Annotated in this window: 11 protein-coding genes; 7 read left to right on the top strand and 4 right to left on the bottom strand. The window is 65.9% G+C overall.

Going from position 1 to position 13,448, the window contains the following annotated elements; translation table 11 throughout:
* Window positions 1-341 precede the first annotated feature (341 nt).
* Entirely contained in the window at window positions 342-521 is a 180-nt protein-coding gene (locus AC1D1F_RS22075; protein ID WP_436153823.1) for a hypothetical protein, read from the bottom strand.
* 313 nt (window positions 522-834) lie between these two features.
* Here AC1D1F_RS22075 and AC1D1F_RS22070 point away from each other — a divergent pair, with 313 nt between their 5' ends.
* Both AC1D1F_RS22070 and AC1D1F_RS22065 read left to right on the top strand, forming a co-directional pair.
* The gene (locus AC1D1F_RS22070) at window positions 835-1,170 is read left to right on the top strand and encodes an ElaB/YgaM/YqjD family protein (RefSeq protein WP_477678461.1); all 336 of its coding nucleotides are present in this window, start codon (window positions 835-837) and stop codon (window positions 1,168-1,170) included.
* Window positions 1,171-1,345: 175 nt separating this feature from the next.
* Window positions 1,346-2,281 carry a DUF808 domain-containing protein gene (locus AC1D1F_RS22065; RefSeq protein WP_477678462.1) on the top strand — a complete coding sequence of 312 codons (936 nt, stop codon included), beginning with the start codon at window positions 1,346-1,348 and terminating at the stop codon, window positions 2,279-2,281.
* Here AC1D1F_RS22065 and AC1D1F_RS22060 read toward each other — a convergent pair.
* Window positions 2,278-2,487, bottom strand: a complete 210-nt coding sequence (locus tag AC1D1F_RS22060; RefSeq protein ID WP_477678463.1) for a hypothetical protein — start codon at window positions 2,485-2,487, stop codon at window positions 2,278-2,280. The genes AC1D1F_RS22065 and AC1D1F_RS22060 overlap by 4 nt on opposite strands.
* Before the next feature lie 121 nt (window positions 2,488-2,608).
* Window positions 2,609-3,580: a LysR family transcriptional regulator gene (locus AC1D1F_RS22055; RefSeq protein ID WP_477678464.1), complete on the bottom strand. Its 972-nt coding sequence runs from the start codon at window positions 3,578-3,580 to the stop codon at window positions 2,609-2,611.
* A gap of 482 nt (window positions 3,581-4,062) precedes the next feature.
* Here AC1D1F_RS22055 and AC1D1F_RS22050 point away from each other — a divergent pair, with 482 nt between their 5' ends.
* The 4 genes from AC1D1F_RS22050 (at window position 4,063) to AC1D1F_RS22035 (ending at window position 11,122) form a co-directional block, all read left to right on the top strand.
* Window positions 4,063-4,935, top strand: a complete 873-nt coding sequence (locus AC1D1F_RS22050; RefSeq protein WP_477678465.1) for an alpha/beta hydrolase — start codon at window positions 4,063-4,065, stop codon at window positions 4,933-4,935.
* 247 nt (window positions 4,936-5,182) lie between these two features.
* Complete coding sequence (locus AC1D1F_RS22045) at window positions 5,183-6,412, top strand: efflux RND transporter periplasmic adaptor subunit (protein WP_477697475.1); 1,230 nt, start codon at window positions 5,183-5,185, stop codon at window positions 6,410-6,412.
* A 32-nt stretch (window positions 6,413-6,444) separates the two neighbouring features.
* A complete protein-coding gene (locus AC1D1F_RS22040; protein WP_477700837.1) occupies window positions 6,445-9,678 on the top strand; it encodes an efflux RND transporter permease subunit in 3,234 nt (1,077 codons plus the stop codon).
* A gap of 28 nt (window positions 9,679-9,706) precedes the next feature.
* Window positions 9,707-11,122, top strand: coding sequence for an efflux transporter outer membrane subunit (locus tag AC1D1F_RS22035; protein ID WP_477700836.1), 1,416 nt, complete (start codon window positions 9,707-9,709; stop codon window positions 11,120-11,122).
* Window positions 11,123-11,359: 237 nt separating this feature from the next.
* Here the strand turns inward: AC1D1F_RS22035 and AC1D1F_RS22030 are convergent, their stop codons facing one another.
* Window positions 11,360-11,890 carry a hypothetical protein gene (locus AC1D1F_RS22030; RefSeq protein WP_477675832.1) on the bottom strand — a complete coding sequence of 177 codons (531 nt, stop codon included), beginning with the start codon at window positions 11,888-11,890 and terminating at the stop codon, window positions 11,360-11,362.
* Between the two features lie 272 nt (window positions 11,891-12,162).
* On the opposite strand from AC1D1F_RS22030, the gene AC1D1F_RS22025 reads away from it, so the two are divergent.
* Window positions 12,163-13,428, top strand: coding sequence for a methyltransferase (locus AC1D1F_RS22025; RefSeq protein ID WP_477696887.1), 1,266 nt, complete (start codon window positions 12,163-12,165; stop codon window positions 13,426-13,428).
* Window positions 13,429-13,448 lie beyond the last annotated feature (20 nt).

Raw genomic sequence — 13,448 nt, 5'->3', positions numbered from 1 at the left:
GCTCAGTTCCTTATCGACGTTCAAAGGCGGGGTGGGAGAAGTCTCAAACGGTCGGTCCGCGCTAACGGCCGATTGCGAAGCGTGACTCTCCACCCCAGCACCCTAAACATACAAGCGAAGCGCAGCGTAGCGAGTTTAGCGAGACCCCGGCTGGACCGAGCACCGCAGGTTGCCCGTAGCGAAGCGGAGGGACGCAGCAACCAGGGTCGCCTTTTCTTTGCTTACTTTCTTTTGGCGAAGCAAAAGAAAGTGAGTCGCATGCCGGGCGACCCCGGCCAGCAGGTCTTAGAGGAGGGCACAGGCGCGCAAGCCGGCGCAAGACCCGGCCCCAAGACCCGGCCTCAAGAAGGAACATTCACTACCCGTTCGTCGTCCGGGATGAGGGGCGTCCCCTCATCAGGCTCCACCGGCAACTCCAGCGCATCGTCATCGTCCGGCGCCTCTTCAGGCGGGCCGTGGCGCGGCTGGCCGTTATTGGCCGAGCCGGTTCTCAATGCGGGTCTGGCTATCCTTGTGGGCATGATCTTCTCCTTTGGCTCTGGTTGGGCGACGCCTCTAGACGCTTGGGGCGATGATGCGTGACCGGGCCGCGCGGCCCGCCAAGCCAAGCGGCTGTTTCACTGTCAGTGCAGGCCGACAAGCCGTGCACTGCTGTAACACTCTGTTGTCCTACACCCGGCCTGTCTTCCGGCGCACAACTTGTTGCCGCGCGCCTGCCTACAGTCGAAAGACACGGCGATGGCCCGAGTGCATGGCCTATCAATCAAGCGGTTCTCTCTTGGTTCTCTCTTGCGCCTTCTGCCTATTGTGTGGAATTTTTTTGAAAGAAGCATCATGGACAAAACCACAGCATCCTCCGCCAACGGCAATCCCATCCAGCGCGGCGTCGAGTCCGCCGGCGCGGCACTCCACAGCGGCATCGACAAGGTGGCCGACCCGGCGCGCAGCGCGGTGGACCGTGCTTCCTCGGCGGCGCACCAAGGTGTCGACAAGCTCGCGGGCACCGCCAGCAGCGTAGCCGACCGCTTTGCTGACCAGACGCGCCGCATCGGCGAAGCGCCGGCCCATGCATTGGAAGTTTCGAAATCCTGGGTGCAGGAAAGGCCGCTTGAAGCCGTGGGCGCGGCTCTGGCCATTGGTTTTATCCTGGGGCGGTTGACCGCGCGCTGAGTTTGCGCGCCTTCCCGCCAAGCCGCCCCTGGGGCGGCTTTTCTTTTTGGTGCCACGGAATTTGGGTACAGTAGGCGGCTCTTCCTGGTTGCGCCACAAGTACAACGCCATGCGCCGGATGCCTGTTCCACCCCGCTGCGGCTCATCGCCGCGGCCCTGACGAAAAAGAATACCCATGGCCAGCAGCCTGCTCGCACTGATTGACGACATCGCCACCGTGCTGGATGACGTGGCGCTGCTTTCCAAAGTCGCCGCCAAAAAGACCGCCGGCGTGCTGGGCGACGACCTGGCGCTCAATGCCCAGCAGGTCTCGGGCGTCAAGGCCGACCGCGAACTGCCGGTGGTCTGGGCCGTGGCCCGGGGCTCTTTCATCAACAAGGCCATTCTGGTGCCGGCGGCGCTGGCCATCAGCGCTTTCGTACCCTGGGCGGTGACGCCGCTGCTGATGGTGGGCGGCGCCTTTCTCTGCTACGAGGGTTTTGAAAAACTCGCGCACAAATTCATGCACAGCGCGCACGAACAGGCCGCCGAACACGAGGCGCTGACGGCCGCACTGTCCAATCCCGCGGTGGACCTGGTGGCGCTGGAAAAAGACAAGATCAAGGGCGCGGTGCGCACCGATTTCATTCTCTCGGCCGAGATCATCGCGATCACGCTGGGGACGGTGCAGGCCAGCCCCTTCATCACGCAGGTCGCGGTGCTTTGCGGCATCGCGCTGCTCATGACGGTGGGGGTGTACGGCCTGGTGGCGGGCATCGTCAAGCTCGACGACGGCGGGCTTTACCTGAACCAGCGCGTGGGCGAGGGCGCCTGGCCGCGCCTTCAGCGAAGCACGGGGCAGGCTATTTTGTGGGCCGCGCCCTGGCTTATGAAGGGGCTGTCGGTGGCCGGCACGGCCGCGATGTTCCTGGTGGGCGGGGGCATACTCACGCACGGTTTCGCGCCCCTGCACCACTTCATTGAATCGCTCACGCAGCAGGTGGCGGCCGGTGCGGGCGCTTTCCTGGCCGCGCTCACGCCGCTGTTGATGGATGCGGTGGTGGGCCTGGTGGCGGGCGCGCTGGTGCTGCTGCTGGTCAGCCTGGCCATGCGGCTACGGCCGCGCGCTTAAGAAGCGTCCGACTTGCCCGGGCGGGCCGGTTTTTCCGGTGATTCATCCTTGTGCTCCCGGGCTTCCCCGGCGGGCTGGTCGTCCGGCACGGGAAACGGCCAGCGCCCCTTTTGCTGAGGCGGGGCGGGCAGGGCGGCCTCCCTGGCCCGCTGCTCCAGTGCCCTGCGGCTTTCGGCGTCGGGCGCGGGTGCTTTCAATCTTGGCATGGAGGCTCTTTCGCAAACAGGATGAAGGACGGCATCAGGCAGATCCCGACCTTAACGCTCTCGCGCCGCGCGCCCTGTAGGCTGTCAGTGACGCCGCCTGTAGGAGATGCCGGGGACGCTGTTACTCGGCGAGCGCTTCGGCAGCGGGCTTCGCGCGCGTGATGCGTCCCGGCAGCGTGCTCTTGCGCTGGATCAGGTCGTGCTTGGCGAACAGCTCCGCGATCCAGTCGACAAAGACACGCACCTTGTTGCTCAGGTGGCGGTTCGGCGGGTAGACCACGTGGATGGGCTTGGCCTCGGAGCACCAGCCGTTGAACAGCGGCTCCAGCGCGCCGCTGCTGATGTGGTGCTGGACCAGGAAGGTCAAGGTCTGCAGCACGCCCAGGCCGGCCAGCGCCGCCGCCACGCCGGCATTCGAGTCGTTGACCGAGAGCTGGTGATGGCCCTCGACCTCCACCGCCTGCCCGTCCTTGTGCAGCGTGACGCTGTAGAGCTTGCCGTCGCGCGGTGACACATAGCGGATCAGCCTGTGTCCGTGCGCCAGTTCCTGCGGATGCTGGGGCACGCCGTGGCGTTTGAGGTAGGCCGGCGACGCGCAGGACATCAAATAAAACTCGCCGATGCGGCGCGCCACCAACGACTGGTCGGTGATCTCGCCGCCGCGGATCACGCAGTCCACGTTCTCGGCCAGGATGTCGATGGGCCGGTCGCTGACGCCCAGCTCCAGCTGGATGTCGGGATAGCGCGCATAAAAATCCGGCAGGGCCGGGATCACCACCGCCATGCCCAGGGAAGAAGGAATGTCGACCTTGAGCCGGCCGCGCGGGCTGGCCTTGGCGCGCGACATGCTCGACTCGAGTTCTTCCATTTCGCCCAGCAGGCGGCCGGCGCGTTCGTAATAGGCCGCGCCATCGGCCGTGACCGTGACCTTGCGCGTGGTGCGGTTGAGCAGCTTGGTGTCCAGCGACTGCTCCAGCGTCTGGATCAGCCGCGTCACGGTCGGCTTGGGCATGCCCATGGAATCGGCGGCCTTGGTGAAGGTGCCGGCTTCCACGACCCGAACAAAAGCCTGCATTGCGGAAAACTTGTCCATGAGAAAGTCCTGTCCTGTGGTCCTGGTAAGGGGCTGTCAATGCACTTGAGGCGCCGCGGGCGGGTGGGCCTGCTGCCTCGTTCCCCGGCGGCGGGTGGCCGCTGGGGTCCTGGGGAAAGTCGGGGAGATCCGCGAACGGCGGCTTATGTGGGGGCTGCGAGGGGCGATTGTGACCATCATGGCGGCTTCCTGCGGACGGCCCCAAATAGCCCTTGGCGGTGTCCGGGTTTTCCCTTGCTTCTTTGACCTTGCCCTGGGGGCAAGGCCCACACTTCGCGCCCTTATGCACAAAAGCAGGCAATGAGGCAGGCAGGGGCTTGCGTGGCAATTTGCCCGGTACCGGGGTGTGAGCGGCTTGACCATCCCCCCGATTGTTGCATTGGTGAAATAAAGAATAAACGGAATGGCTATTTATTAAGTGATGCCCCGCGCGTATCTTCTGCTGCATTGCAACAAACCGGAGGCCCTACGCGGTCACGACGATGAAAAGCCAGCAGCCCGCCCTCACAGGCGCCGACAAAACCAGCCCCCCGTGGGTCGAGAAGCAGATCCAGCTGGCGCTGAAAAAGCCGCTGGATGTGCGTTTCTACGGCCGCCGCAGCGGCACGGGCGTGTCGCCGCTGGTCGTGCACTTTCATGCGGGCGCCTTTGTGGGCGGCTCGCTGGAAGGCGGCTCCTGCGTTGCCGGGCTGCTGGCCGACGCCGGCGCGGTGGTGATGTCGCTGGACTATCCGCTGGCGCCGGAGCACCCGTTCCCAAGCGCCGTGGAAATGGGCTACGCCGCCCTGGAGTGGGCTTTCAAGGCCCGCCACAAGCTGGCCGGCGCGGGTGCGCCGGTGTTTGTGGCCGGCGAGGAAGCCGGCGGCAACATCGCCGCAGCCGTGGCGCTGATGGCGCGCGACCTGCAGGAGCCGGCCTTGGCCGGGCAAATCCTGTTGTCGCCCATGCTGGACCCTTGCCTGGCGACGGCTTCGCTGCGCGACGCCGAAGCCGGCCCGGTGGGCTGCACCTGGGCCGACGGCTGGCACAACTACCTGCCGCGCCTGGAAGACGCCAGCCATCCTTACGCCGCGCCCGGCTCGGCCTTTCGCCTGGCCGGCCTGCCGCCCACGCTGCTGATCACGGCGCAAGACGACCCGCTGCGTGACGAGACGCTGGCCTATGCCGCGCGCCTGCGCGCCGCCGGCCTGGTCGCGATCGACACGGTGCTGCCCGTTCCCACCGGCTGGCCCTGCAGCTACCTGGAGCCGGCGAACCATCAGGAAGCCTGGGCGCCGTTGATCCATGAGCGCTTCGGCCGTTTCTTCGCCACTGCGCTGGATGCGCGGACCGCCGCGCACAGCGCGGTGTCCTGAGTTTTAGACGTTCAATTTTTTCTTTGAGGGAGTTCACCATGCCACTGATTCATCCGGATACCGACAAGCGCCGCGCGGCAAAGCAGCGGCGGGTTGATAGCCCCTGCGGCGCACCGTGTTTGCGTGCCGCGCGCTTGACCTCAACTTAGGTTGAGGTTCTACAGTCGCCGATTTGCTTCCTTCACCTCATCCGTTTTCAGTTCATTAGTTCATCAGTTTCATAAATCCAATCATCGAGAGAATTGACATGCCATCCATACAACTGCATACCCCCAAACGCCGCCTGCTGGCCGTGGCCCTCGCCGTGCTCGCCGTGACCGGCATCGCCGCCGCCGTGTTCGGCGTCTCCAGCACCAGCGCCCAATCCGGTCCCGCCCAGCCTCAGGCCACACCCGTGTCGGTGGCCACCGTCGTGCAGAGCGACGTGTCCGCCTGGGACGAGTTCTCGGGCCGGCTGGAAGCGGTCGAACGCGTGGACATCCGCTCGCGCGTGGCCGGCACCATCCAGTCCGTGCACTTTCGTGAAGGCGCGCTCGTGAAGAAGGGCGACCTGCTGCTGACCATAGACCCGGCGCCGTACGCCGCCGACGTGGAACGCGCCGATGCGCAGGTCGCGGCCGCCCAGGCCCGGGTCACCCAGGCCAAGGGCGAGCAGGAGCGCTCGCAGCGCCTGTGGAGCGAGCAGGCCATCTCCAAGCGTGAGTTCGACGAGCGCACCAACGGCAAGGGCGAAGCCGACGCCAACCTGCGCGCAGCGCATGCGGCCCTGCAGACGGCCCAGTTGAGCCTGGGCTACACCCAGGTGCGCGCGCCGGTCTCCGGCCGCGTCGGCAAGCTCGAAGTGACGGTGGGCAACCTGGTTGCCGCCGGCCCCGGCGCGCCGGTGCTGACCACGCTGGTGTCGGTGAGCCCCATCTACGCGAGCTTCGATGCTGACGAGCAGGTCGTGGCCAAGGCCCTGAAAGACGTGGGCGGCAACGGCGGCCCCGCCAGCCGCAGCCTGGAGCGCATCCCCGTGCAGATGGGAACCGCCGCCAGCACCGACACGCCGTTTGAAGGCAAGCTGCAACTCGTCGACAACCAGGTCGATGCACGCAGCGGCACCGTGCGCGCCCGCGCCGTGTTCGACAACAAGGACGGCCAGCTGATGCCCGGCCAGTTCGCGCGCATCCGCATGGGCCAGGCCACCAAGGGCACGGCGCTGCTGATCAACGAACGCGCCGTCGGCACCGACCAGAACAAGAAGTTCGTGCTGGTGGTGGGCGCCGACAACAAGGCGGTCTACCGCGAAGTCACGCTGGGCGCCTCCGTCAACGGCCTGCGCGTGGTCAAGGGCGGCCTGGCCGCCAACGAACGCATCGTCGTCAACGGCCTGCAGCGCATACGCCCCGGCGCGCTGGTCGCGCCGCAAGCGGTGGAAATGTCCGCCAAGGCCGAACTCACCGAAAAAGCCGTGAAGGTCGCGGCCAAGTCCTGAGCCGCCCCTTCACCTGAACAAGAAGAATCGCCATGAATCTATCCAAGTTTTTTATCGACCGGCCCATCTTTGCCGGCGTGTTGTCGCTGCTGATGTTCATCGCCGGACTGATCGCGCTGCGCTCGCTGCCGATCGCCGAGTACCCCGACGTGGTGCCGCCCACCGTGGTAGTGCGCGCCAATTACCCGGGGGCCAACCCCAAGGTGATCGCCGAAACCGTGGCCACGCCGCTCGAGGAAGCCATCAACGGCGTCGACGGCATGCTCTACATGAGCAGCCAGGCCACCACCGATGGCCTGATGACGCTCAACGTGACCTTCAAGCTGGGCACCGACCCCGACAAGGCGCAGCAGCTGGTGCAGAACCGCGTCTCGCAAGCCGAGCCGCGCCTGCCCGAGGAAGTGCGCCGCCTGGGCATCACCACCATCAAGAGCTCGCCCGACCTCACCATGGTGGTGCATTTGCTCTCGCCCAACGATCGCTACGACATGACCTACCTGCGCAACTACGCGGTGCTCAATGTCAAGGACCGCCTGGCGCGCATCAACGGCGTGGGTCAGGTGCAGCTCTTCGGTTCGGGCGACTACTCGATGCGCGTCTGGCTGGATCCGCAGAAAGTGGCTGAGCGCGGCTTGTCCGCCGGCGACGTGGTGCGGGCCATCCGCGAGCAGAACATCCAGGCCGCCGCCGGCGTGGTGGGCGCTTCGCCCGGCTTGCCCGGCGTGGACATGCAGTTGTCCATCAACGCCCAAGGCCGCCTGCAGAGCGAGGAAGAGTTTGGCGACATCATCGTCAAGACCGACAGGGGCGGCGCCGTGACGCGCCTGCGCGACATCTCGCGCCTGGAACTGGGCGCATCGGACTACGCGTTGCGCTCGCTGCTGGACAACAAGCAGGCCGTGGCGGTGCCGGTGTTCGCCGCGCCGGGCTCCAACGCCATCCAGATTTCGGATGACGTGCAGGCCGTGATGAAAGAGCTCAAGAAGAGCATGCCCGAAGGCGTGGACTACGAGATCGTCTACGACACCACGCAGTTCGTGCGCTCGTCCATCGAGGCCGTGGTGCACACGCTGCTCGAGGCCGTGGCCCTGGTGGTGCTGGTCGTGATCATCTTCCTGCAGACCTGGCGCGCTTCGGTCATCCCGCTGCTGGCCGTGCCCATTTCCGTCATCGGCACTTTCGCGGTGATGCACCTCTTCGGCTTTTCGATCAACGCGCTCAGCCTGTTCGGGCTGGTGCTGGCCATCGGCATCGTGGTCGACGACGCCATCGTGGTGGTGGAGAACGTCGAGCGCAACATCGAGGCGGGCCTGAGTCCGCGCGACGCCACCTACCGCGCCATGCGCGAGGTGTCCGGGCCCATCATCGCGATCGCCCTGGTGCTGATCGCCGTGTTCGTGCCGCTGGCCTTCATCACCGGCCTGTCGGGCCAGTTCTACAAGCAGTTCGCGCTGACCATCGCCATCTCGACCGTGATCTCGGCGATCAACTCGCTGACGCTGTCGCCCGCGCTGGCTGCCCTGCTGCTCAAGGGCCACGATGCACCCAAGGACGCGCTGACCCGCGGCATGGACAAAATCTTCGGCCGCTTCTTCGGCGCCTTCAACAAGGCTTTCAGCCGCGGCTCCGAGAACTACAGCCGCGGCGTCAAGGGCGCGATCTCGCGCAAGGCCGTGATGCTGGGCGTCTACCTGGTGCTGGTGCTGGCCACTACGGGCCTGTTCAAGGCTGTGCCCAGTGGCTTCGTGCCCGGCCAGGACAAGCAGTACCTGATCGGTTTCGCGCAGCTGCCGGACGGCGCCACGCTGGACCGCACCGAAGACGTGATCCGCAAGATCAGCGACATCGCCATGAAGCAACCCGGCGTGGAACACGCGATTGCCTTCCCGGGCCTGTCGATCAATGGTTTCACCAACAGCTCCAACTCGGGCATCGTGTTTCTGTCGCTCAAGCCCTTCGACCAGCGCAGGAGCGCGGACCTGAGCGCGGGTGCCATCGCCGGCCAGCTGAACGGAAAATTCGGCGGCATCCAGGAAGCCTTTATCGCGATGTTCCCGCCGCCGCCCGTGCAGGGCCTGGGCACCACCGGCGGCTTCAAGCTACAGCTGGAAGACCGCGGCTCGCTGGGTTATGCCGCGCTCGACGCCGCCACCAAGGCCTTCATGGCCAAGGCCTACCAGACGCCTGAACTGGCGGGGCTGTTCTCGAGCTTCCAGGTCAACGTGCCGCAGCTGTATGCCGACATCGACCGTACCAAGGCGCGCCAGCTCGGCGTGCCGGTAACCGACGTGTTCGACACCATGCAGATCTACCTGGGCAGCCTGTACGCCAACGACTTCAACAAGTTCGGCCGCACCTACTCGGTGCGGGTCCAGGCCGACGCGCCTTATCGCGCACGCGCCGAGGATGTCGGCCTGCTCAAGGTGCGTTCGGCCACCGGCGAGATGGTGCCGCTGTCGGCGCTGATGAAGGTCACGCCCAGCTTCGGCCCGGAACGCGCCATGCGTTACAACGGCTTCCTGTCCGCCGACATCAACGGCGGCGCAGCGCCCGGCTATTCGTCGGGCCAGGCGCAGGACGCGGTCGCCCGCATCGCGGCCGAAACCCTGCCGCCCGGCATCAGCTATGAGTGGACGGACCTGACTTACCAGGAAATCATTGCCGGCAACTCGGCCATGTGGGTGTTCCCGCTGGCGCTGCTGCTGGTCTTCCTGGTGCTGGCCGCGCAGTATGAAAGCCTGACCCTGCCGATCGCCATCGTGCTGATCGTGCCCATGGGCCTGTTGGCCGCCATGCTGGGCGTGAAACTTACCGGCGGCGACAACAACATCTTCACGCAGATCGGCTTGATCGTCCTGGTGGGGTTGTCGGCGAAGAACGCCATCCTGATCGTGGAGTTCGCGCGCGAGCTCGAGTTTGCCGGGCGCACGCCGCTGCAGGCCGCGATCGAAGCCAGCCGCCTGCGCCTGCGCCCCATCCTGATGACCTCGCTGGCCTTCATCATGGGCGTGCTGCCCCTGGTGCTGTCGACCGGCGCCGGCGCCGAAATGCGCCATGCCATGGGTGTGGCGGTGTTCTCGGGAATGATTGGCGTGACGGCTTTCGGCCTGTTCCTCACGCCGGTGTTCTACGTCACCCTGCGCCGCCTCACGGGCAACCGCCCGCTCAAGCTGCACGGCGAAGTGCCGCATATCGAGGCCTTCGCGGGCAGCGGCGGCGCGGGTACGCATGCGCAGCCGGCGGCACCCGTCAAGCTTCACGAATAACAACAAGCATCACGTCAAGGAGTTCATCATGAACCACACATCGTCAAAACTGCGCACCGCGCTGCTGCCTCTGCTGGCTGCCCTGGTGCTGGCCGGCTGCGCCACCAGCGCGTCGGTTGACCCCGCCAGCATTCCCGCCGCACCCGCGGCCTATAAAGAGAATGCCGCCACGGCAAGCACCGCAAGCGCCACAACCACCACCGCCCCGCAATCGCAGGGCGCCTGGTGGAAGGTATTTTCCGACCCGGTGCTCGACCAGCTGGTCGAGCGGGCGGCCACCAACAACAACAGCGTCAAGGTGGCAGCGGGCCGGCTGGCCCAGGCGCGCGCCATCCTGCGCAATACCGATGCCGACCGCCTGCCGCAGGTCGGCCTGAGCGGCGGCGCCGTGCGCCAGAGCAATATCACGACCAACCGCGTGGCGCAGACCACGGTCACGGCCGCCGCGAATTTTTCGTATGAAGTCGACCTGATCGGCAAGCTCTCGCTGAACTCGGATGCCGCCTCGCTCGACGCCCAGTCACGCGAAGCCCTGCTGCGCAGCACCCAGTTGCTGGTGCAGGCCGACGTGGCGCAGGCCTACCTCAACCTGCGCGCGCTGGACACCGAGCGCACGCTGGTGCGCGACACCCTGAAGGCGTACGGCAACACGCTGCGCCTGACGGAAGTGCGCTTCCGCGAGGGCGACGTGGCCGAGCTCGACGTCGCCCGCGTGCGCGCCGAGGTTGCCTCGACCGAATCCGACGCGCTGGCGCTGGACCAGCGCCGCGCCGCGCTGGAACATGCGCTGGCCGTGCTGGTCGGCGAGGTGGCTTCGAATTTTGCCGTCGCGCCGGCCGAGTGGTCGACCGCACTGCCCGTCATCCCGGCCGGCGTGCCCAGCACGGTGCTGGAACGCCGCCCCGACGTCTCGGCCGCGCAGAGCAGCATGCAGGCCGCGCAGGCCCGCGTGGGTGTGGCCAAGGCCGCCTGGTTCCCGACCTTCTCGCTGACGGCCAACGGCGGTTATGCCGCGCCCGAGATCAAGGACCTGTTCAAGGTCTCGAGCCAGGCCTGGGGTGTGGGCGCGCTGCTGTCGCTGCCGATTTTTGACGGCGGCCGCCGCCAGGCCGGCGTGCAGAACGCGAATGCCGAGCTCGACATCGCGCTGGCCAACTACCGCGAGCAGATCCTCGTCGCCTTCAAGGACGTGGAAGACCAGCTTTCGGCCCTGCGCCTGCTGGCCGAACAGTCCGAAGCGCAGTCGCGCTCGGTGGCCTCGGCCACGCGCGCCACGGTGCTGTCGGACTCACGCTACCGCAACGGCTTTGTCAGCCAGCTCGAGCTGCTGGACGCCCAGCGCAGCGAACTGCGCAACCGCCGCCAGGCTTTGCAGGTGAAGGCCGCGCAGTATTTGGCCACGGTGGGCTTGATACGGGCTTTGGGCGGCGGCTGGACGGGCTGAACACCCCTATCGGCGCTCACTTCGTGTAGTGCCTTTTCCCCTTGCAGGGGACGGGGGATAGGTACACCCCTGTTGAAGCTCACTTCGTGTAGCTTCCTCTCCCCTTGCAGGGGACGGGCGCCTTTGGGCCGGCAAAGCCGGACCCCGGCCCCCGCTTGAGAAGAGAGTGCACCGCTGGTGGTTTGGCAAAGACAGTTCCGCGCCCCCCCGCTTTGGAAGAGGGGGCGGGCGACGCGCTTATTTCGCTTTGCGTGTTCTGTGAGGGACGAATTGTGTGCGGGGTACGGCATTGATGTTGGGCAGGTTCATGCCGAAGCCGGGAGGCAGGTCGTAGCAGCCGTCCAGGAAGATCCCGCCCACGCGCAGCGCTTGCGCGACCAGGTCTTTGATCTCGTCGATCCGGAGAAAAAAGCCCGCGGAGACTTTCACGAAAGAGTAATGGAAGTGGTCTTCCGTCCGGACCAAGGCAAAATCGCCGTTCTGGATCAGCACATAGCTGAAGGCCCAGTCCAAGTGGCCGGCAAGGCTGGCTTCCAGGAAGTAGATATCCCGGGCCTGTTCCACCATCCACCGCCGGCGGCTCAAGTCAAACCAGTCCCGTGTCGGGTGAATAAGGCCGCTCAGCTGGTTCGTGAGCCTTGGCGTGAAGACCGCGTCAAAAGTCTGCTGGTCAATCGGTTTGATTTCAAATGGCATGGTTTTTTGATACGCCTGACAGCGGCGTATTCCCTCCAGAAGCCGCACCTTAGGAGCTTTGACGGCAGCCATTCACGCCGAATGTCCGCTCACGGAACATTGAAGGTGGATTTCTGAAAATAGGAGCGAATGCTGTGAAGCACTGCGATCAGGCCAAGGAATCCAGGCAACCCGGGCAGGTCGTGATGACCTTTCCGCGCAAGCGCCAATCTCTGGGCCTTGACCGGTGTTTCACCGGAAAAGCGGCGATTTCCAGCTTTGGCAGGCCGTTTTAAGGGCATTCAGCCCAAACAGGAGGCCGCATCTGTTAAAACACTTGGCTCCCTTTGCTGTGTTTGTCCCCGATGCCTGTTTCACCTGCCTCCCCTGCCGTTCCCGCCTCTTCATCTACCGCGCCCGCGCTCATTCACTGGACGGAAGGCGGCGAAGCCCGTTCCGCGCGCTGGCGTTCCGAGCGCGGCGCCGCGCCGCCCAAGCGTGTGGTCATCGCCGACGACAGCCTGAGCGCCGATGCCGCCTATCGCCTGGCTTGCGAGGGCACGGGCCTGCTGTGGCGCGGCGACTTCCAGAATGCCCGCATGCTGGTGCAAGCCCTGGCGCGACGTGTCGACAAACCGGCCAAACCCAAGCGCGACAAACGCGTCAAGGCCCAGAAGGCTGGTGAGGCCGCGCAGGCCAGTGTCCCGATTGAAGCGCCGGCGCCGGTGTTTCCCGAAGCTTTTCACCTGCACCGCCAGGCCCAGGCGCAGCGTGCCCGTGTGCTGTCCATGGTGCTCATCCCATTTGATGCGGACTACAGCATCCCGCTGCGCCGTGCACCCGACGCAAAAAAGGCTTGCGCCGAAGCCTGGGGGCCGGCGAAAGAAGGTAACGGTTCTTCAGTCGCTTCGCTGCGTGAACTGATGGGCTTCATCAGCGCCCACGAATGGCGCCGCAAAGGCGTGCCGATTCCCGCGCTGGGCGAAGACGGGCCGCACAACCGCATCCACCCGCATTACGGCGTGTTCTCGCCGGTACGCGGCGAGTACATAGACCTGGTGGCCCAGGCGCCTGTGCCTGAAGGCACGGCCGACCTGCTGGGCTTTGACATCGGCACCGGCACCGGCGTGCTGGCCGCCGTGCTGGCGCTGCGCAGCGGCGTGCAGCGTGTCATTGCGACCGACCAGGATCCGCGCGCGCTGGCCTGTGCGCGCGACAACCTCAAACGGCTGGGTTTTCCGCAGATTGAGGTGCGCGAGGCCAATCTGTTTCCTGAAGGCCGCGCCCACATCATTGTCTGCAACCCGCCCTGGCTGCCCGCGCGCCCCGGCTCGCCGGTCGAGCATGCGGTGTATGACGAAGACAGCCGCATGCTGCTGGGTTTTCTCAACAGCCTGGCCGCGCACCTCGAGCCCAAGGGCGAAGGATGGCTGATCCTGTCGGACTTTGCCGAGCACCTGGGCCTGCGCACGCGCGCCTGGCTGCTGGCCGCCATCGATGCCGCAGGCCTCAAGGTCATAGACCGGCTTGACGCGCAGCCGCAGCATCCCAAAGCCTCGGACGCCGGCGACGCGCTGCATGCGGCGCGCGCGGCCGAAGTGACCTCGCTGTGGCGATTGGGCGCCAAGTAGCCTTTGGATGCGATGGAGGG

This window comes from Polaromonas sp. P1_H6 (assembly GCF_056405195.1).
Note: the sequence above shows the minus strand (reverse complement) of the source record. Positions and strands in the feature narration are given on the sequence as shown.

Coding starts and splice junctions, on each gene's coding strand:
- AC1D1F_RS22040 (WP_477700837.1), top strand. CDS start 6,445: ATGAATCTATCCAAGTTTTTTATCGACCGGCCCATCTTTGCCGGCGTG.
- AC1D1F_RS22030 (WP_477675832.1), bottom strand. CDS start 11,890: ATGGCTGCCGTCAAAGCTCCTAAGGTGCGGCTTCTGGAGGGAATACGC.
- AC1D1F_RS22055 (WP_477678464.1), bottom strand. CDS start 3,580: ATGGACAAGTTTTCCGCAATGCAGGCTTTTGTTCGGGTCGTGGAAGCC.
- AC1D1F_RS22060 (WP_477678463.1), bottom strand. CDS start 2,487: ATGCCAAGATTGAAAGCACCCGCGCCCGACGCCGAAAGCCGCAGGGCA.
- AC1D1F_RS22050 (WP_477678465.1), top strand. CDS start 4,063: ATGAAAAGCCAGCAGCCCGCCCTCACAGGCGCCGACAAAACCAGCCCC.
- AC1D1F_RS22075 (WP_436153823.1), bottom strand. CDS start 521: ATGCCCACAAGGATAGCCAGACCCGCATTGAGAACCGGCTCGGCCAAT.
- AC1D1F_RS22035 (WP_477700836.1), top strand. CDS start 9,707: ATGAACCACACATCGTCAAAACTGCGCACCGCGCTGCTGCCTCTGCTG.
- AC1D1F_RS22025 (WP_477696887.1), top strand. CDS start 12,163: ATGCCTGTTTCACCTGCCTCCCCTGCCGTTCCCGCCTCTTCATCTACC.
- AC1D1F_RS22070 (WP_477678461.1), top strand. CDS start 835: ATGGACAAAACCACAGCATCCTCCGCCAACGGCAATCCCATCCAGCGC.
- AC1D1F_RS22065 (WP_477678462.1), top strand. CDS start 1,346: ATGGCCAGCAGCCTGCTCGCACTGATTGACGACATCGCCACCGTGCTG.
- AC1D1F_RS22045 (WP_477697475.1), top strand. CDS start 5,183: ATGCCATCCATACAACTGCATACCCCCAAACGCCGCCTGCTGGCCGTG.